Origin of the sequence: uncultured Microbulbifer sp., from assembly GCF_947504145.1 — a bacterium.
Lineage (GTDB): Bacteria > Pseudomonadota > Gammaproteobacteria > Pseudomonadales > Cellvibrionaceae > Microbulbifer.
In genome coordinates this window covers 517,131-538,319 of sequence record NZ_CANNGQ010000004.1, presented here as the reverse complement: position 1 = coordinate 538,319, position 21,189 = coordinate 517,131, and the positions used below count along the sequence as shown (strand labels likewise).

The 21,189-nt window shown below is 54.4% G+C and carries 10 protein-coding genes; 6 read left to right on the top strand and 4 right to left on the bottom strand.

Going from position 1 to position 21,189, the window contains the following annotated elements:
* Nucleotides 1-200 precede the first annotated feature (200 nt).
* The 6 genes from Q1A74_RS15555 (at nucleotide 201) to Q1A74_RS15530 (ending at nucleotide 9,539) form a co-directional block, all read left to right on the top strand.
* On the top strand, nucleotides 201-527 hold the full coding sequence (locus tag Q1A74_RS15555) for a hypothetical protein (protein ID WP_299598244.1): 327 nt from the start codon (nucleotides 201-203) through the stop codon (nucleotides 525-527).
* On the top strand, nucleotides 528-782 hold the full coding sequence (locus Q1A74_RS15550) for a hypothetical protein (protein ID WP_299598241.1): 255 nt from the start codon (nucleotides 528-530) through the stop codon (nucleotides 780-782).
* Nucleotides 783-820: 38 nt separating this feature from the next.
* Nucleotides 821-2,401, top strand: coding sequence for a PepSY domain-containing protein (locus Q1A74_RS15545; RefSeq protein WP_299598238.1), 1,581 nt, complete (start codon nucleotides 821-823; stop codon nucleotides 2,399-2,401).
* Between the two features lie 302 nt (nucleotides 2,402-2,703).
* Nucleotides 2,704-5,094 carry a TonB-dependent receptor gene (locus tag Q1A74_RS15540; RefSeq protein WP_299598235.1) on the top strand — a complete coding sequence of 797 codons (2,391 nt, stop codon included), beginning with the start codon at nucleotides 2,704-2,706 and terminating at the stop codon, nucleotides 5,092-5,094.
* A 678-nt stretch (nucleotides 5,095-5,772) separates the two neighbouring features.
* Nucleotides 5,773-8,304, top strand: a complete 2,532-nt coding sequence (locus tag Q1A74_RS15535; protein ID WP_299598232.1) for a chondroitinase-B domain-containing protein — start codon at nucleotides 5,773-5,775, stop codon at nucleotides 8,302-8,304.
* 131 nt (nucleotides 8,305-8,435) lie between these two features.
* Nucleotides 8,436-9,539 (top strand): polysaccharide lyase family 7 protein, encoded by a 1,104-nt coding sequence (locus Q1A74_RS15530; RefSeq protein WP_299598229.1) that lies wholly within the window; start codon nucleotides 8,436-8,438, stop codon nucleotides 9,537-9,539.
* 87 nt (nucleotides 9,540-9,626) lie between these two features.
* On the opposite strand, the gene Q1A74_RS15525 is transcribed toward Q1A74_RS15530, so the two are convergent.
* The 4 genes from Q1A74_RS15525 to glmS all read right to left on the bottom strand — a co-directional run bounded on the left by Q1A74_RS15525 (nucleotide 9,627) and on the right by glmS (nucleotide 21,115).
* Entirely contained in the window at nucleotides 9,627-10,697 is a 1,071-nt protein-coding gene (locus Q1A74_RS15525) for an OmpA family protein (protein ID WP_299598227.1), read from the bottom strand.
* 354 nt (nucleotides 10,698-11,051) lie between these two features.
* Nucleotides 11,052-14,069, bottom strand: coding sequence for a hypothetical protein (locus tag Q1A74_RS15520; protein ID WP_299598224.1), 3,018 nt, complete (start codon nucleotides 14,067-14,069; stop codon nucleotides 11,052-11,054).
* An 801-nt stretch (nucleotides 14,070-14,870) separates the two neighbouring features.
* Complete coding sequence (locus tag Q1A74_RS15515; RefSeq protein WP_299598221.1) at nucleotides 14,871-18,956, bottom strand: GLUG motif-containing protein; 4,086 nt, start codon at nucleotides 18,954-18,956, stop codon at nucleotides 14,871-14,873.
* Between the two features lie 329 nt (nucleotides 18,957-19,285).
* Complete coding sequence (gene glmS / locus Q1A74_RS15510) at nucleotides 19,286-21,115, bottom strand: glutamine--fructose-6-phosphate transaminase (isomerizing) (protein WP_299598218.1); 1,830 nt, start codon at nucleotides 21,113-21,115, stop codon at nucleotides 19,286-19,288.
* Nucleotides 21,116-21,189 lie beyond the last annotated feature (74 nt).

Sequence of the window (21,189 nt, the reverse complement as noted above, 5' to 3'; positions counted from 1 at the left end):
ATAAACCGCAACAACAGGGGACATTATTCTTGGAGGACTGACGTTGTGTTTAACTTCGGGCTGGCTGGGTTGTGCGATTTATCGCCATTTCGCCGAAGTTAAAAGTTTTTCTGCCTAGTTGTTGGGGAGAAACCGGCACAATGGTATCATTTGATAAATCGAATGAGAATGATTCGCAAAGTTTATTTGCAGGCAGCACCATGACTGACTCCCTGATCAAACTTCTCGCCGCCACACTGATTTTTAGTGGCTGCCTGATCACCTATCTGGCCTCGGCGCGACAGCGCCTGCTGGGTAACCCGGTTCCGCGCAAACCCGCCTGGGCCCTGTTTGCCAGCAGCCAGGTACTGGCGTGTGTGCTTCTGGCGGGTGTTTACCCCGCGGTTTCCGCAGTATTGCTGGTGCTGACGCTGGTGATGTGTCTTTGGATCGGCCTGGTGCTGGCTTCTGCACATCTGGCCGGGCGACCTGTTCTGGTGGGCTCTGTGGGCCTGGTTCTTTTTTCCCTCATCATGGTGACTGGATAAATGTGGCCTAAATCACTCGCGGGATTTTTTCTCGGACTGCTCGTTTCCACCAGCCTGGTGCTGAACCTGAAATTGCTGCCAATGGCTGTGGATACGCGCCTGCTGACCGGCCTTCTACTGGCCTTTGTGTTGTGGGCCGCCGCCATGACCTACTTCTACTACGAAAGCTCGGTGAAGCGCGCCAGCCTGAACTGTCTCAAGCTGCTGGCGGTTTCCGCCGCGCTGAACGGTGTTGTGCTGTACACCGGCATCTGACCGCCCGCCGTGAGAACCCTTTTAGAGATACACAACCCATGAGTGACAAGAACGCCGGTGTCAAAAATCTGATCGAAGCCCACAGCTGGCTCGGTGTGATCATTTCCGTCGCGCTGTTTATCGTGTTCTGGGCCGGTTCGGTGGTGCTGTTCCACCACGAGATCCAGGCCTGGGCGCAGGTGCCGCACTTCGCCATCGACAAGGACGCACCGGATATTCCCATTGAAAACATCGTTGCGCAGAAGCTGGAAAAGTACGAGCTCAATAACGAAGAGCACCTCACAGTAGTTCTGGCTGACGACCATCATCCCTACCACCAGATTTATATCGACCTGAAACCCGCGGAAGGGTATACCGGGCCGGAAGAATACGCGCAGTTGCTGGTGAATCCGAAAACCGGAGAAACCCTGGCGCAACCGGGTGATTTTTATCTCGCCGATTTTCTGCTGCACCTACACTACGACCTGCGCCTGCCCGGAGGCATGTATCTGGTGGGCGTGGTCACGCTGATTTTCCTGGTGCTGATGTTTACCGGGGTCTACATTCACGCGCGCAAACTGATTGGTAACTTCTTCCTGTATCGCAACGACAGCAAGCGCAACAAAAAACTCGATATGCACAACGTGATCGGGGTAATGAGCCTACCGTTCGGATTGATGTACGCAATTACCGGGGTGATCTTCAATATTTCCCTGGTGTTCCAGATCGCGTTCGCGGTGTTCCAGTATGAGGGCGACCAGAACGCCATGCTGAAAGATGCCGGCTACACCATGGTCACCGAAAAACCATCCGGCAATCCGCTGGACATGCAACCCGCCTACGATTACGCACGCACGCTCGGCGAACGCACCGGCGCGCCGGTAATGATGATGCGCTTTTACAATTACGGCGATGAAAATGCGGTGATGCAGACTTACGCTGCGGACGAAAGCCGCTTTGCCCAGGTGGTGGAACACTACTATCAGGTACGCGATGGCAGCCTGATCGGGCAACTGGACAGCGAAAACAAAAATGCGGTGCGCAGCGGTCTGGATACCGTGGTGGCCCTGCACTTCGGCAATTTTGCCGGTGTCGATCTGCGCATTCTCTACTTGCTGCTTGGTCTCGCCGTCGCCGGCATGATCGTGGTGGGCAACCTGCTGTGGTTGGATAAACGGGCGCTACAGAAAAACGTCAGCCCCCGCAGTCTCCGCCTGGTAGCCAACCTTACCCTCGGCGGCTGCGCAGGTGTGGTGCTGGCAACAGCCGGCGGCTTCCTGCTGGAGCGCATCCTGCCGCTGGGGCTCGCCGCCCGCGGCGACTGGCTCGCATACAGCTTCGGCGCACTGCTGGCGCTGACAGTGATTGCCGCCTTCGTGGTGCCGCACAAGCGCCACTTCCTGCGGCTTACCCTGTGGGCCACCGCCGCACTGTTTGTCGCCACGGTACTTGCCGACTGGATTATGTTCGGCGATCGCATGACAGAAATGTGGCAGAACGGTTTCCATCAGGTGGTCGGCATGCAGACTGCGCTGTTGATCGGTGCCGGTGTCGCGGCATGGATTGCGCGAGTGCTGGGAGAGAACCTGAGTAAAGCCGAGCAAACCGAGAGCGAAGTGCTGCCCCTGGTAAACAGCTGACGCTAGGCCCCACCTCCCTGACAGGTCCGGTTTTTCCGGACCTTTTTATTTCCGCATTCCTTCGTGCATTCCGCACCCTGTGAAGCCACCTCCGCAAACCTGTTCCCTGCAAACTTTCCCTGCCCCCCCCTGCAAAACCATCCCCATTCATCTTAATTTCACCCAAACGTAAAAAGCGGTTCATCACCGTTGGTCATCTTGTTGGCGCGCGAATCTATCCAGTGATTCCGGCTTTTCGGTTCGGGCTGACTCCCGGACAAAGCAGTCGCGCGACAAAAATTGATAAACCACAAGGATGACTCATGCAGGCCAACAACCCACTCCTCGCCAGAAATACTCTGGCAGTCGCGATAGCCGTGCTATCCCTGTCCGCGCCATACGCTGTAGCAGCGACAGAGCCAACCAGCGCGGCAAAAAACACCGAAGACAAACTGGAAGAAGTGACCGTTGTCGGCACCGGCAGCACGTTCAACAGCAGTGAGGTCACCGAGCCCATGCGCCGCCAGCAGTCGAGCATCACCAGCGTCAACGCGGTGATCGACAATCTTCCGGGGGTTTCTATCAACGAGGGCGACACCTACGGTTTTGATGACTGGTCCACCAACATCACCGTGCGCGGCTTCACCACCAGCCTGAACGAACAGCAGGTGGGTACCACCATCGACGGCATTCCCAATGGTGGCTCCGGCTACGGCGGTGGCTCCAAGGCCAACCGGTTTATCGACCCGGGCAATATGGGCGGCGCCGAGGTGACCCAGGGCACTGCGGATATCGCCACACGCTCCCATGAGGCTCTCGGCGGCACTGTGGATTTCAGAACCTCAGACCCCATGGATAGCAGCCGCACCCGCACGGAAGTTTCCCTCGGCGAGTTCGACGCCCAGCGTTTTTACCTGCGCCACGATACCGGTACTTTCGCCGGCAACAGCAAAGCCTGGATTTCCTATTCCAGCCAGGAAGCCACGGACTGGGTTACCGAAACCGCGCAGAACGAACGCGAACATATCGCAGCCAAACTCGTGACGAATTTCGACCGGGCCGAGTTTAAAGGCTACCTCTCTTGGGACGACACACACGAAGACAACTACCAGCGCGTGTACAGCGCTGAGCAATTTGCCCAGTACCCGGAATCCGATTTCCTGAACGGTGAATGGAGCGGTATCCCGAATGTCGACCAACTCTACCGCCGCGGCTGGTCCACCCTGCGGGAAAACCTGCTGGCCTATGGGCAACTTGCCTTTGACGTGACCGAATCCCTGCAACTGAACGCCGGAGTCTACTACCACAGCAATGAGGGCCGCGGCGACTGGCTGCCCCCGTATCTGGTCGACGTTACCGACGACGGTGCCGACGGCCACTCGGAATTCAACGGCGGCACCACGGCCACTGTTGCCAACGGTAGCGGCACCATCTATTACGTGGATGCAAATGGCCAGGCGCTGACGCCGCGCGCAGATTGCGAATCCTCTGTGGTCACCATCTATGGCCAGGCCGGCCCCGAGTACGATCCGGCCTGTTACGAAGCCGGTGCCATTCCCGCCATGTCGTATCGTCACACCCACTACAAAAAAGAGCGCAACGGCTTCACCCTGGACTTTACCCACAACGGTGAATTCGCCGGTCTGCAGAACGAACTGCGCGGCGGGCTCTGGGTCGAAGACGCCACCCGCGATGAACATCGCGATTGGCACAAAATCAGCGACGCCACCACTGGCCACGCATTTGATGCGACGCCCTACTGGGTGCAATACGACCGCAGCTACCCACAGGAAACCACCAAGTGGTATCTGCAGGACGCCGTCACGGTTTCTGACGTCACCCTGAGCCTGGGTGCAAAGCAGTTTATGGTGGATATTGCGCGGGAAGACCTGTTCAACCAGTCCCCGGACACGGAGATCGATTCCGATTCCGATATCCTGCTGTCTGCCGGTCTTGTGTGGCAGACGCCGGTGCAGGGGGCCGAGGTGTTCGCCGGTTATGCAGAAAACTTCCGCGCAATCAGCGACGAGGTACTGGAGCGCCCGGAGTCCGACCTGAACAACATCGCGCCGGAAACGTCAGAAACCATCGAGCTCGGCGTGCGCTATGACGCAGACAACATCGCGGCAACCGCCACATTTTTCAGCAACGAGTTCGACAACCGCATCATCTTTATCGACAACAATACGTCCACCGGACCCAACTATCCCATCGGCACCAACGGCAGCTACTTCAATGCCGGTGGTGTGGAATCGGACGGGATTGAATTGCTAGTGAATTACAACCTGAGCGAGGCGTTCAGCCTGTTCGCCTCTTACACCCAGCTGGATGCGAATTACCTCGGCTCGGGCGACCCGGCCGTGGATCAATCCCTCGGGCTGGCACCGGGCAATCAGGTGGTAGGCGTTGCCGACCGGTTGCTGGCGGCTGGTCTCGACTGGACTTCAGACTCCCTTTACGCGGGCTTCTCGGCAAAAATGACCGGAGACCGTTATGTGGACGTCGCCAATACCTGGGTAGCGGAATCCTATTTGGTGGCCGATGCATATCTGGGTGTAAATCTGTATGACCTGAGCCCGGCACTGAGCAACATCAACCTGAACCTGGTGGTAAACAACCTGTTCGACGAAGATTATCTGGGCACCGTGGTTGCCAACGGCGCCTGGATCGGCGCACCGCGCACCGCGTCCCTGTCGGCCACCGTCGACTTCTAAACACCCACCCGTCGTATCGTCACTGCGGGCAGAGTTTTCTCTGCCCGTTCCCCGCGTCTTAAGAAATCGCGATTTCGATTCGATACCCACTGTAACCTCCAGTGCGGATACAACCGGCGCAACTGGTCAACCAGTTAATCAACCAACCCATATCCTTCAACATATCCTGTAGCCTTCCATCCTTTAACGCACACCTCACCCGAAAATTGGTCGACCAATACGATCAGAATCGCGCGATATTTGGTGCAAGAAATCGAATTTTGCGCCAATATTTCATTTTTCTGGCGGTTCTGTCAGACTGGTTCACATAAATTGGGCATCCAGTTTGTATACCAGATATAGGGTTTCGGTTAAGGTTTTTCCGCCGTGTGTGCCTGTCCCCTGCTGATCCAGATCAGTAGCGCATCCGCTCACAGCAAACCGAAACCAGTGAAGCCGCTACAGTCAATTCGGTACTCAGGTGCCAGCTTTACTGGTCATACAGCGCGAATAATAAGTCAATAATACGCAACGCTCATCGCCGGGTCGGCACAGCTACCCGGCCCGAAAACACATAAAAAAGTACAAAACTTTTACTCAGCGATGATGACCCTTGCGTGAAGTATATGCCCGCTTGTCGTTCGCTTATCGGCGCACCCCGGTGCGCCCTGGCAACGTTGATTTGAGAGAAATTACTTCATGTCCAGTAAACAGAAATTTTTGCTATCGACCATAGCAACACCATTGCTCGGCCTGACGCTTGCGTCCGGTTCCGCTGCGCTTGAACCGCTATCTGTCACCGCCAGTGACAACGATGGCAACCTCCCCGCCAACACCCTCGACAAAGACCTGAATACCCGCTGGTCTGCCCAGGGTGCCGGCCAATGGATCACCTACGACCTGGGCGCGGTCACCGCGCTTTCCGCGATCGATATTGCCTTTTACAACGGCGACTCCCGCCAGACGTATTTCAGCGTTTACCTCTCTGACGACAACGCCAACTGGGCCCTGATTGTCGATGGTGCCAGCTCCGGGCAGACCAGCGAGCTGGAAAGCTACGGCCTTGGCGACTACAACGCTCGCTATGTGAAAATCGTAGGCGGCGGCAACACCAGCAACGACTGGAATAGCCTCACGGAAGTGGAGTTTGTGGAAAGCGCCGGAAACAGCAGCGGCGGCGGCAGTGGTAGCAGCGGTGGTAGTAGCAGTAGTAGTAGCGGAGGTGGTGAGCCAAGCATAGGGATGCTCTCCATCGACGGTGTTGCCGCCAGCGACCACGACGGCAACGTGCCAGAAAATACCCTGGATGGGCATCTCTCTACGCGCTGGTCTGCCGATGGCGAAGGTGCCTGGATTCAGTACGACCTGGGCGACACCGCCACCCTGACCGAAGTCCAACTCGCTTTCTATAAAGGCGACCAGCGCGCGGCCACGTTCGACATCGAGGTCTCCACCGACCAGAACAACTGGCAGACTGTGTGGAGCGGCACCCAGCCGACCGCGACCGACGAACTACAGCCCATCGACGTAACCGACACTGACGGCCAGTTTGTTCGTGTGGTGGGCTACGGCAACAGCGCCAACAGCTGGAACAGCATTACCGAAGTGGCATTGGTGGGTATTGTTGGCGACGGTTCTGGTAGTAGCTCCGGCAGCAGTTCAGGTGGTAGTTCAAGTAGCAGCTCCAGTAGTTCTTCCAGCAGTTCTTCCGGCGGCTCCTCCAGCAGCTCTTCCAGCAGTTCCGGTGGTAGCGGCGGCCTGCCGGTGAGCGAGCTGAATTCCGTTCCGGAGATCAACTGCACCCAGTTTGTCTCCAGCCCATCAGAACTGGAATCGGCAACTGGCTGGAGCATGACCGCGGGCACCACCGTATGCCTGACCGACGGCACCTATAACGATGTGGAGCTGAACATGGGCGGTATCGGCAGCGAAAGCGCCCCGATTACCGTTGCTGCACAGAACCCCGGCAAGGTCCTATTTGGCGGTGAAGCCCAGGTGCGCATGGGTGGTGAGTATCTGGTGCTGCAGGGCATCACCTTCAAAAATGGTAATTCGTCCAGCAGTGACCTGATCCAGACCCGTGGAACGGGCAGCGCTCCCTGTCACTATTGCCGCATGACGGAACTGGCCATCATCGACTGGGATCACGCCTTCGACGGCAGCAACAAGTGGCTGAATATTTACGGCACCAACAACCGCATCGACCACAGCTGGTTCAGCGGCAAAATCAATCGCGGCCCACTGCTATTGATCAACCGCGAAGAAACCGATGCCGATCCCGACCGGGCGCAGATCGACCACAACTACTTCGGCAACCGCCCACCGCTGGATGGCAAGGAATTCCCCGATGCCAGCGACAACGAACTGGAAGCTGTGCGTATTGGTGACAGCGCCACCCACACGATCAGTTCCTACTCCCGCGTGGAGTACAACTATTTCGAAGATATCCAGGGCGAAGCGGAAATCATTTCCAATAAAGCCGGGCACAATGTGATACAGCACAACACCATTCGCCACAGCTACGGCTCCATCACCACCCGCCACGGCACCAGTGCCACCATCGCACACAACTTTATCTTCGGTGACGGCTACCCGCTCTCCGCCGGTATCCGCATCGTCGACGATGGGCATGTGGTGGTGAACAACTACATCGAAGACTGCAATTTCGCCAACACCACCCACCACGGCGGTATCGTGATGATGGGCGCGGATGGCAACGACACCAACGGCTATCAGCAGTTTGAAAACGTGATGATTGCCCACAACACCATCGTGGACTGCGTGAATAGCCTCAACATTGACGGCGGCAAAAAATCGCGCAACCCGGAATCGGTTACTCTGGTGAACAACATCATCGCCAACGCCGTGGGGCCGGTACTGGTTCAGTCCGCAGACGGTATGCCAGTGGATTCAGTAATCGCGGGCAACTACTTCCACGGTGAAGCCTATTCCGACAGCGACCTGAGCAACGTCAACGGCATCTCCTTTGTGGATGCGCAGTTGTCCAGAGACAGCGACGGCGTTTACCGCCCATCGGGCAACAGCCCGGCAGTCGATGGCGGTGTCTACAGCTTCGCCACCCAGGGCAACTTCCCCTCCATCGACGTGGATATGGACGGGCAGCCGCGGGACAGCTTGCCGGACGCGGGAGCAGATGAAGCCAGTAGTACGGCAATCACCATTCGCCCCCTGACCGGTAGCGATGTGGGGCCCATGAACTATCGCCCATAAATATCTGATGAAATGAACGCGGAAAGCGGGCTTTTTCACAAGAAGCCCGTTTTCTCTACTTAACCCACTAAAAAACGACACAGTTCGTTAGCCTTGTTAAACCGCCCATCGTTAATTGCAGGAATGATGTTATGAGAAAAATTCTACACTCTAAAAAACCACTCGCTTTTATTGCCCGGAGCACCGCTATTGCCGGTGCCTGCATGTTGTTATCTGCGTGCCAGAGTGGGGCGGAAACGCAATCAGAAGAGGTTGCAAGTGCTGATCGTGCACCCGCCATTGTGCCGGGCGCCCTCATGGACCTGAGCCATTGGAAAATTACCCTACCCACGGACAGCAACCGCGATGGGAAAATCGATGAAGTAGAACCACCGCAGGTTTCCCGCTTGTACGATCCGCGCTTTTTCTATGGCAATGAAAATGGTGAGGTGGTGTTTACTGCGCCCAACAAAGCCATCACCACCATTAGCTCGTCCAATACCCGCAGCGAGCTGCGGCAGATGATCGACCCGGAAAACTCCAAAACCCGATCCTCTGGCAACAATTTTGCGCTGGCTTCCCACCCCAAGGCGAAACGCTACGGCGCGATTGGTGGCTGGCTGTCGGCGACCCTGAGGGTCAATCACGTGGCCGTTGAGGCAGAAAATCCGGACAGAGTACCCGCGTATTCCGTAGTCATTGGCCAGATTCACGCAGGTAAAGATGAAAGTATTCTCGACAGTGGTTTTGGTTACGGCAATGAACCACTGAAGATCTACTACAAAAAGTGGCCGCATCACGAACACGGCTCAGTATTCTGGACCTACGAACGCAACCTGGAGAAAAATGATCCGAACCGCACTGATATTGCCTACCCGGTTTGGGGAAATACCTGGGAATCCATGGAAGATCCCGGTGAACAGGGTATTAAGCTGAACGAAGAATTCAGCTACACCGTCGATGTGGACGGCGACATGATGCATCTGACATTTAAATCTCCGAACAAACCCCGCGTCGAGTACTCGGTAAATCTGGCGAGTAACATCAATCCGCTCGGAGAAGTAGACCCGTTGGATAACCCCCGTGGTTACCTCGGTGATTGGTTCTACTTTAAAGCCGGTACCTACAATCAGTGCAGCACCAAAAACCAGGATGGTATGTGGTATGCCGGTTGTGGTGGCACAGGCAACTGGGAGCAGGACAAGGCGCAGGGACATTACGCTCAGGCGAGTTTTTCGTCGATTGTACTGAGATAACTACATTCGGGATGGGTGGCCCAAGCGGGCCACTCTTTACAAGCTGCAGAGTTTCTGATTGCCGATTTTTTTGAAGCTATGATAGGTTTAGAAAAACCTTTTTAGCCGTTTTGCCAAATCCTTGGCATCTTCCGCTTTTTTCATTTTTTCCTTCGCCTGATTGAGAAGCGGTTCGCTATCTTCTTGTCCACGTCCCCGCTGTTTCTCCGAAACATCGGCGTAATCTTTGCCGGAGTTGATGACTTCCGGGTTAATAGCAATTACTTCAACACGACGATTTTTTTCTCTGCCAGTTTCCGTGCTGTTATCTGCGATCGGTTGAGATTCACCCATTCCGGCCGTAATCAGGCGAGGCCGGTCTATCATGTATTGGCTTTGTAGTGCGATGGACACCGCGTCGGCCCTTGCGGCGGAGAGTTTCTGGTTACTGTATTTTTCTCCAACGCTATCAGTATGCCCAATTATCCGGATCTTTAACTCGGGATATTGACTCAGAACATCCGACAGTTGCTTCAACTCCATTTCGGAACCGCTTTTCAATTCATATTTTCCAGAGTCGAAGTAAAATCCGTATAGATCGATTCTCCCTGTTTCAGACAGTGTTTTTGCAATAGGCGATATCAGATCGTCATTCAGTGATTCCTCTTCGATGACGAATTGCCAAACGCCACCTTTGTTTACCACCAATGATAGGTAGGTGTTTCCTTTTTTTGCGGCGATATATTGATTGAACTGATAATTCAGGTAGTAATTTTGCGCATTGTTGATCAAGTCATCGAGGTGCCCATAGTTCACATCGGCACAAACGCGTTCACAATTAAAAAGGATTTCCATACCTTGTTTTTTTATGGCTTTCTGGTAGTTCCTGAATACCTGTAATGGTGTATTGCGTTTCGGAAATTCATAGTGGAGATATGAAACTTTTCCGGCCAACGGCTTGATTTTATCCGCTGTCCATTTTCTATTCTTCGTGTCTTTATAAGGTGTGCTAAGTAGTAAGTTGACCTCTTCGTACTCGGCAAATCCATGTTTATTGATGGTTGATCCGGGAAACCGATTGATCAGAGGGTGATCTTGTGCAGCGGACGCTGCAGAATTGCTATGAAGTACGGCGCCAATAGTGACGAGATAAAACGTAATACTGCGTAATAGTTGCATGACCTAACTCCCTGTTTGCGAGGTCCAATCCACGAATATCCATTTCGTTATTAGCGTAATTCGGCCAATAACCGGTAAGCTTCCAAAAAGGTGATATCAAAAGTTATTGACGGCAAGGTTTTTGGGAAAAAAATTCTAGCGTAGGAAAAACGTCGAATACAACCAAGATAATCATGCTGGCACTATCGTTTCAGTTGTTGGCGATTCCCTAAAGCTTTCCCGAGGTGGACTGAAATAATAGGCTGGAAACTAGCTTAAACAGCTCGCTGCCAACCTAGTTAGATCAGTCACCACACGTGAAACAATAAAGCCGGTGGAATTACCACCGGCTTTATTGTTTCTAATACCCTGGAATCAAATCGCCAGCCTCCTGCGCCACAGTCCGCCCAGGGCCAAGAGACAGAGCAACCAGAGACCAACGCTGCCACCGCTGGACCCGCCGGAGCTACTGTTACCAGGGTTCGTCGGGGTTTCACCGCCGGTATCAATACCGTCGTTATTGTCGCCATCGCCATCGCCATCGCCATCGCCATCGCCATCGCCATCGCCATCGCCATCGCCATCGCCATCAGAAGTATCTTCTTCAAGGGTAAAGACGAAAGTCACTTCTTCCGAAGACTGAATGGGATTGCCGTCATCAGTGACCACGATGCTGAGGCTGTATTCGCCGGGAGCCATAAACTGTGGGTCGAAGGTGAAGCTGGCCTCATCGCCCGGAGTGACCGGCAGCTCGCTGGTGTACCACTGGTAGCTATGACTATCGCCGCCATTTACATCGGTAACTTCAGTGCTCAGTGTGATGTCGCCCGCGCCGAGATCGAACACCGTAGCAACCTCGCCAGCCTGTGCGGCACTCACGCTTACCTCTGGGGCAACGTTGGTTTCCGTAATCATCAATTGATGGCGTTGATGCTCCGCATCGATGGACATCGCAAATAGTGTATCTGTACCTGCGCCAGCGGAGGCCAACTCAAGAATGAAGCGCTCGTCCGGCTCAACCAGATCGTCTGCGGCAATTGGAAGTTCCAGCGCAGCATCGTTCGCCGCCTCTGCGGAGGCAATCGTCAGGGTCAACGCACTCAGATCGACACCGGCATCGCCTTCGGTAACCACGTCTTCGGCAGTGGCGTCACTGTCGGAGGATACCCAGTTGGCCAGTACAGTAACAGGATACTCCGGCGACGGGCCCGACAGGCTGACACTAATCAATGCGACCCGATCTTCGCCGGTAATAGACTCGGCCTGGGTAAAGCGCACCCGGGGGTATACGTTGACCAGTTGTGCCATGGGCTCGGAGCGGTTGCCCGCGTCGTCTACCGCAATCCAGTGCAGGGTCAGGGCACCGCTGGGCAGTGAAACCTGTTGCTCTTCATTTATTGCCAGTACAACGCCGTCCAGCTCCACCTGGAAATCCAGTTCGTTGTCGAAGTTATCGGTTGCCTGGGCTTGACTGACATCGAGGGTAACCAGAGTGGAATCACCGGTGGCGGCAACGCTGATGGTTTGCGGTGCCTGCTCCATTTGCGGTGCGTCTTCATCTTCAGTGCGACCCGGATCGGACGGGTAGGGATCCTCATTGTTTACCACACCGTCGTTGTCGGTATCGTTCAGCGATTCATCCAGTGTCAGCCCCGACCCGGCCTGGCAATCGCTATTACAATCGTCATGCCAGGTATCCGGTAAGCCATCCGTATCAGCATCCACAGATGCAGCACTGTTGGTTACAAACGCATCCTCTTCGTTCACCACACCGTCGTTGTCGGTGTCATTCAGAGAGCTATCCAGTGTCAGGCCTGAGGCAAGCTGGCAGTCGCTATCGCAGCCGTCGAGCCAGGCATCCGGGAGGCCATCGCCATCGGCATCGACTGCCGCAGCAGCATTGTCGACAAACGCATCATTGTCGTTGTCGACACCATCGTTATCCGTATCATTCAGGAGAGTATCCAGTGTGAGACCTGAATCGGTCTGGCACTCACTGTCACACGCGGCAAGCCAAGCGTCTGGGTGGCCATCGCCATCGGCATCCGTAGAGGCGGCACGGTTGGCCGGGAAGGCATCGTCACTGTTGGCGATACCATCATTGTCATTGTCGTCATCAAGGGTCAGGCCCGACGAAGACTGGCAGGCACTGGCACAGTCGCTATTCCACTGATCGGGCAGGCCATCCAAATCGGTATCCATCGCCGCGGCGATGTTATCGGGAAACTGATCCAGAACCAGACCACTTACTATGCGGAAATAGGGAAAACCACCGATTTTCCAGGCATCCGGTGCTCCGTCCCCATCACGATCGGTACTTGCGGCATATTGTGTGGGGAACGCATCGTATTCATCCAAGGTGCCATCGCCATCACCGTCGCGGTGCAAACGTCCCTGCATACGCAATCCGGGTAACTCACTATCGGTACCGAAGTCCCAATATGGATTGCCCAGCGCATCGGTGTTGTCGGACCAGCCGTTAAAGATACTGTACTGTGCACAGGTGGTGTTGTCCGCAGCGGTAGGACATTGAAGGTCCGCCAGTGCTGACCTGGTTCCTCCGTAACTGCTGATCTTTCCCGCTGTATCCAGTGTCCAGTAACTTTCGATGACCTCCCCTGTATCAAGATCGGTTCCGTAACCCAGCAGGCCGCCGGCATCACCACTCAAAACATAGGCAGTGGACATACTGGCGATGACATCGGCACCCACTACATAACCAGCCAGCCCACCTGTGTGATTTGCTCCTGGCGAGCTCACCATTCCCGTAGCATAACTGGCGACAATCGGAGAACCAAAGTTATAGCCCACCAGACCACCAACACCCCCGCTGTTACCTTCAACTACTCCGCTAACAAAAGTTGCGATAATCTCTGTTGCCTGTGCCCAGCCTACAAGGCCGGCCACTGAATTGTTGCCCTCGATTTTCATTAAGGGTCCGGTTAAACCAAGCTCCCTGAGAACAGCATTTTCCGTATAGCCGAACAACCCCTGAAAAGCCTCTTCGGGGCGCGCCGTCATCAGGTTGAGAATAAGATGGCCATTACCATGAAATACGCCACTGAACCCAAAATCCGGACGGATGCCAATCGGCTCCCAGCCCTCTCCTTCATTCCAGTAGGTATCACTACTATTCAGCTCACCATCCCCATTTGTATCAAAATCCAGATCTGTGGTGAGTTCAAAACCAAAACAGCCATCCGCAGGACAGCCGGCGCTGCTTCCATACAGGCTTGACCCATCCAGGTTGTTGCGGATTTCATTAAGGTCGAACCAGTCGTCAATTTCGATCAGACCATCATCATCCAGATCGTAATCCGCACGGCCATCGGCCGCCCAGGAATACTGCGCTGAAACAAGCAAAATAAAAAATAGGAATAAAGCACGCGGCATAACACTCTCCATGTAAGTGACGCTTGGGTATTCGCCCCACGAACAAATTGAGGGGATCAATTAGTTTTCAATTGTGGGAACACAAAACAGGCGGCGACCTTAGCAAATCCTTTGAGTGTGCAAATGTATTACGTCACTAATTGGGGAAAGAAATAAGGAAACTTAAAGAAATTATTTGGATTAGAGGCTTGAATAATATCTGGCTAAAAATTTTTAAATACAAATAAAACGACAGTACCAAATATAAATTGGTACTGCCGTTCCCATTATGTCAGTGTGGGTGAAAGTATTAAGTTGACCTCTTCGTACTCAGAAAATCCATGTTTATTGATGGTTGATCCGGGAAACCGATTGATCGGCGGGTGATCTTGCGCAGCGGACGCTGCAAAATTGCTATGAAGTACGGCTCCAATAGTGACGAGATAAAACGTAATACTGCGTAATAGTTGCATGACCTAACTCCCTGTTTACGAGGGCCAATGCACGAATATCCATTTCGTTATTAGCGTAATTCAGCCAATAACCGGTAAGCTTCCAAAAAGGGGATATCAAAAGTTATTGACGGCAAGGTTTTGGGAGAAAAATTCCAGCGTAGGGAAAACGTCGAACACAACCACGATATTCATACTGGCACTATCGTTTCAGTTGCTAGCGACTCTCTAAAGCTTTTCCAGGGGACTGAAATAATAGGCTGGAGACTAACTTAAACAAGTCACTGCCAACCTATTTAGACAAGTCACCACACATGGAACAAAAATCCAGTGGGATTACCACCGGATTTTTTGTTTTAACAGCTTGGATTCACATCGTAAACTTTCTGCGCCAGAGGCCGCTCAAGGCCAACAGACAGAGCAACCACAGGCCAACACTACCGCCGTTGGATCCGCCGGAGCTGCTGCTCCCGGGATTTGTCGGGGTTTGACTGCCGGTATCACCACCGCCGCTGTTTCCGCCATCGGAAGTATCTTCTCCTTCGAGGACAAAAACAAAGGTCACTTCTTCCGAAGACAACACCGGGGTGCCGTTGTCAGTAACTACAACACTCAAACTGTATTCACCGGGCGCCATCGATTGTGGATCGAAGGTGAAGCTTGCCTGATCGTTCGGGGTTACCGGCAGATCGCTGGTGTACCACTGAATGCTGTGGCTATCAGCACCATTTACGTCGGTTATCTCTGCGCTCAGGGTTATGTTGCCGGCGTCAGCGCTGAAGACTGTACCTTGTTCATCCGCTTGCGTGGCAATGAGTATCACTTCCGGTGCGACATTAGTGTCGGTGATGGTGACACTGTGACGCTGGTTATCTTTATCGATCGGCATGGCAACCAGTTCGTTATCACCGGCGCCAGCAGACGCCAGTTCGAGAGTAAAACGCTCGTCTGACTCAACCAGATCATCCGCAGCAATGGGAAGCTGTAGTGCGGCATCGTTTGCTGCTTCAGCAGAAGTAATGGTCAGCATCAATGCATTCAGATCGACACCGGTGTCGCCGTCGGTAACCACATCTTCTACCGTCGCATCACTATCTGACGCAATCCAGTCGACCAGGACCGTAACTGGATATTCCGGCGAGGGACCCGACAGGTTGACACCCACCGATGCTATTCGGTCTTCACCACTTAAGGATTCGGCCTGGGTAAAGCGCACCTGCGGATAGACCTTAACCAGCTGTGCCATAGGCTCCGATCGGTTACCCACATCGTCTACCGCAATCCACTGCAACGGCAGTGCGCCACTGGGTAGAGATACCTGCTCCTCTTCATTGCGCGCCAGAACAGCGCCATCCAGCTCCACCTGGAAATCGAGCGCATTATCGAAATTATCAACTGCCTGAACTTGCGTAATATTAAGGGTTACCAGAGTGGATGCGCCGGTTGCAGAGATGCTGATGGGCTCGGGCGTCTGCAGCATTTCCGGTGGATCCTCATCAATGAATCGCGTGGAATCTGCCGGGTAAGCATCTTCGCTGTTGGCGATACCATCGTTGTCGATATCGTCATCCAGCGTCAGGCCAGAGGCGGACTGGCAGGCGCTGTCGCAACTGGCAAGCCAATTATCCGGTTGGCCGTCACTGTCGGTATCAGCCGCTGCGGCAGCATTCAACGGGAAGGCATCATCGCTGTTGGTAATGCCATCGTTGTCGTTGTCCTCGTCCAACGTCAGGCCGGTATTAGACTGGCAGGTGCTATCGCAACCCTCGAGCCAAGCATCGGGCTTGCCATCACCGTCGGTATCGACAGAGGCCGCGGCATCCACAGGAAAGGCGTCTTGCACATTGACTATACCGTCATTGTCATTGTCGTCGTCCAGTGCCAGTCCTGAAGCAGACTGACAGGCGCTGTCGCAACCGTCGTTCCACCTATCTGGCAGGCCATCCCCGTCGGTATCAACCGCGGCGGCGGCACTTTCTGGGAACTTATCGAGAACCAGACCGCTGGCCAAGCGACAGTCCGTTTCACAATTCACTCTCCAGAAATCCGGTGCGCCGTCACCATCGCTATCGACACTGGCAGCATAGTGTTCGGGAAAGGCGTCATCCTCTGCTTGAGCGCCGTCACCGTCACTATCGCGATAGACGGTTCCATTTAAAACTAGCCCTGGAAGCTCAGTTTCCGTGCCGAAATCCCAATAGGCATTACCCGCTGCATCTGTTGCATCGGCCCACGCCTCAAATAGAGTGACTTCAGCGCATGTCGTGTTGTCTGCTCCAGTCGGGCACTGCAGTTGCGCGAGGGTAGTACTCGATCCACCGCGTGAGCTGAACGTTGTACCTGACGCGTCTTCCGCCCAATAGCTCGCGCTGACAGAAGTTTCGTACCCATACCCATACCCGATCAACCCGCCTGCGGACAGACGCGCGGAGATGTGTGCGGTAGACAGGCTGTCAGTAACTTGGCTGTCCTCCGCATTGCCAACCAGGCCACCAACATCGTTATCGCCGGTTACAGAACCTGTCGCGTAGCTGTCGGTGATTTCCGTGTAATAGGTAGAACCGACTAAACCACCGATATCATCGTCCTTACCGACCACAGAACCGCTGGCGTATACCGCCGCTAATTTACTGTTGCGTGCACGACCCGAAATACCACCAACGTGAACATTCCCTTCAATCGCCATCAGGGGGCCGGTTAATCCCAGCTCTCTGACGCTCGCTTCGTTTATATATCCGAACAGTCCCTGGTAATTCGAACTGGGTCGGTTGATCATCAGATTGCGGATTATATGGCCATTACCGTGAAACACGCCGGAGAAGAATATTGAACTATTGGTACCAATGGGGTGCCAGCCTTCACCTTCATTCCAATAAGCATCATTGCTATCCAGGAGACCATCGCCGTTGGTATCAAAATCCAGGTCAGCAACAAGCTCGTACCCCAAGCAGCGCTCTTGTAACAGGCCCCTCACCAGGGTTTTAGGGCAACCTGAAGTATCCAGTTCGCCGTCTACAGATAGTTTCTTGCCGGCACCGTCAAGGCTGTAGCGAATGGCATCCAGCTCTGCCCAAGTAGCCACTTCAATCAAACCATTGGAGTTCGCATCCGCATCGACGATACCGTCATTGTTATCGTCATCGTCGATGTGGTTGGCAATACCATCGTTGTCTGTGTCGTTGGGGAAGCTGTCCAGTGTTAAACCGGAATCGGATTGACAGGCACTATCGCAACCGTTATTCCATTGATCGGGTAACCCGTCCCAGTCCGTATCAACAATAGCCGCTGCATTATCGGGGAAGTGATCCAACACCAGGCCACTGGCAGCCCGACACTCAACATCACATCCGATCGTCCAGCGGTCAATGGCGCCGTCGCCATCACTATCACGGCTTGCGGCAAATAGCGTGGGGAATTCGTCGTCAGCATCCAAGGCTCCATCGCCATCACCATCGCGATAGAGGGTTCCATTTAGAACCAACCCTGGAAGCTCTGTTTCCGTGCCGAAATCCCAATAGGCATTACCCGCAGCACCTGTTGCATTGGCCCACCCCTCAAATAGAGTGACTTCGGCGCATGTCGTGTTGTCTGCTCCGGTCGGGCACTGCAGTTGTGCCAGAGTGGTAGTCGACCCACCGCGAGAACTGTTCGTTATTCCTGATACGTCTTCCGCCCAATAGCTCGCGCTGACAGAATTTCCGAACACACCCTCGATCAACCCGCCTCCGGAAATGCTTGCTGAAACGTGTGCAGTGGACAGGCTGTCAGTAACTTGGCTGCGCGACACATAGCCAGCCAAGCCACCAACATAACCATCGCCGGTTACGGAGCCTGTCGTGTAGCTGTTGGTGATCTCTGAGTAAATCATATCGCCGACTAAACCACCGATTTTAATGCCCGTACCGACCACAGAGCCGCTGACGTATACCGCTGTAATTTCACTGCGAATCGCATAACCCGAAATGCCACCGACGAAAGAATCTCCCTCAATAGCCATCAAGGGGCCAGTTAAGCCCAGCTCTTTGATGTTCGCGTCGCTGATATATCTGAACAGTCCCTGGGAATCTGAACTAGGTCGATTGATCATCAGGTTGCGGATTATATGGCCATTGCCAGCAAATACACCGGTGTAGGGGGTTGATACATTCCCAATCGACTCCCAACCCCCACCCTCATTCCAATAAGCATCCTCCGCATCGAGCACCCCATCCCCACTGGTATCAAAATCCAGATCCGTGGTGAGCTCGAATCCAATACACCCAGCTGCAGGGCAGCCTTCGTTACTGCCGTAAAGCGATGTGCCATCCAGGTTGTTGCGAATTTCATCCAGATCGGACCAGTCATCGATCTCGATCAAACCGTCGTCGTCCAGGTCGAAATCTGCACGGCCGTCGGCCGCCCAGGAAAATTGAGCCGTGGTGAACAGAATGAGGAATAAGAACAAAGCGCGCGGCATAGCACTCTCCATGTAGATGACGCCCGGGCTCCTGGCCCGATTATTTAGGGTATTTTGGCGGTACCCAATTTCGAGTAATACAAAATAGGCGGCGACCTTAACAGAATTTTGCGCCACGCAGAAAGTTAGGCACCCACGAAAATAACCAATAACTTATTTTATTGGCGCTAATTTCGTCTGAGTGATTTTAAGCCGTAATTTATAGGGAAAAATTACAGGAGATTACATATTAAGTGGTACAGGTGTACTTACTTTCAAGGTGTTTTTTAATTATAAATTTTCATCGGGCGACAAATTCGGCCCGATGAAAAAATATTTAATATCTAAATTTATTCAACGGTCACTGACTTGGCCAGATTCCGAGGCTGGTCTACATCGGTACCTTTAAGCAATGCTACGTGATAACTCAATAGCTGCAGCGGCACGGTGTAAAGAATCGGCTGCAGGCTTTCCGGCGCATCTGGCACTTCCACTACGGTAAGCCCCTCTTCACTCATGAAACCCGCCTGTGGACTGGCAAATACAAACAGCTCGCCGCCGCGGGCGCGCACTTCCTGCAGGTTCGATTTCAGCTTTTCCAGCAGCTCATCGTTGGGAGCAACCACGATCACTGGCATATCGGCATCCACCAGTGCCAGTGGCCCGTGTTTGAGTTCACCGGCGGGGTAGGCTTCGGCGTGTATGTAGGAGATTTCTTTTAGTTTGAGTGCGCCTTCCAGTGCAATCGGATATTCCACGCCGCGGCCCAAAAAGAGTGCGTGATTTTTCTCTGCGAAGGCTTCACTGGTGGCTTTTACCAGGGCGTCGAGGCCGGTGAATTTTTCCATCAGTTTGGGTAACTGGTGCAGGGCGTCGATGAGTTCCGCTTCGCGCTCGCCGCTCATGCCGTTGGCTTTGGCCAGCGCGATACAGAATATCTGCAGGGCGACCAGCTGGGTGGTGAAGGCTTTGGTGGAGGCGACGCCGATTTCCGGGCCGGCTTCGGTCATCAGGTGCAGTTCAGACTCGCGCACCAGGGAGCTGTTGGGCACGTTGCAGATGGTCATGGAGGCGAGGTAGCCGAGCTCTTTGGCCTGGCGCAATGCGGCGAGGGTGTCAGCGGTTTCGCCGGATTGAGAGATGGTGACAAACAGGGTGCCCGGGCGCACAGCGGTTTTTCGGTAGCGGATTTCGCTGGCGACTTCGACGGAGCAGGGCACGCCGGCCCAGTCTTCGATCCAGTAGCGGGCGACGAGGCCGGCGTGATAGCTGGTACCGCAGGCGACGATCTGTACCTGTTTTACCTTGGGCAGGATTTCGTTGGCAGCGGTGCCGAGGGCTTGGGACAGCACCGAGTGTTCGCCGATGCGGCCGGCCATGGTGGCTTCGACTACTTTGGGTTGCTCGAAGATTTCCTTCTGCATGTAGTGGCGGTAGCGGCCTTTGTCGGCGGCGTCGTGACCGCCCTGCAGTTTGTTGACCGGGCGGCTGACTTCTTCGCCGGTTTTATCCCAGATGGCGATACCGTCGCGGGTGACTTCGGCAATGTCACCTTCCTCTAAAAAGATGAAACGGTCGGTGACCTGTTGCAGGGCCATGGGGTCGGAGGCGATGAAGTTTTCTTCGATGCCGACGCCGATGACCAGGGGGCTGCCGAGGCGTGCACAGACCAGCCGCTCGGGTTCGGTGGAGCAGACAACGCCGAGGGCGTAGGCGCCGTGGAGTTTTTCGGTGGCGGCGGAGACCGCTTGCAGCAAATCGCGGTTTTCTTTGGCGAGGTCGTGGATCAGGTGGACGACGACTTCGGTGTCGGTTTCGGACTGGAATTCGTAGCCTTTTTCGATCAGCTCATCGCGCAGTGCCTGGTAGTTTTCGATGATGCCGTTGTGCACCAGGGCGAAGTTGCCGGAGGCGTGCGGGTGGGAGTTTTTGTCCGACGGGACGCCGTGGGTGGCCCAGCGGGTGTGGGCGATGCCGAGCTGGCCGGCGGTGGGGCTGTCGTCGAGGGCGGATTCGAGATCGGCAACTTTGCCCTGGGTTTTGCGCAGCTGCAGTTTGCCGTCGCCATTGACGAGGCATACACCGGCGGAGTCATAGCCGCGGTATTCCAGTCGGCGCAGGCCTTCAAGCAGGATTTCGGTTACGTTTCTTTGGCCCAGGGCGCCTACGATTCCACACATTTTTCTTACCTCGGTATTTTGGTCTTGTGCCACTTTTCAGGTTTAGTGGCGGTGCCGCTACCGGGTACACCTTT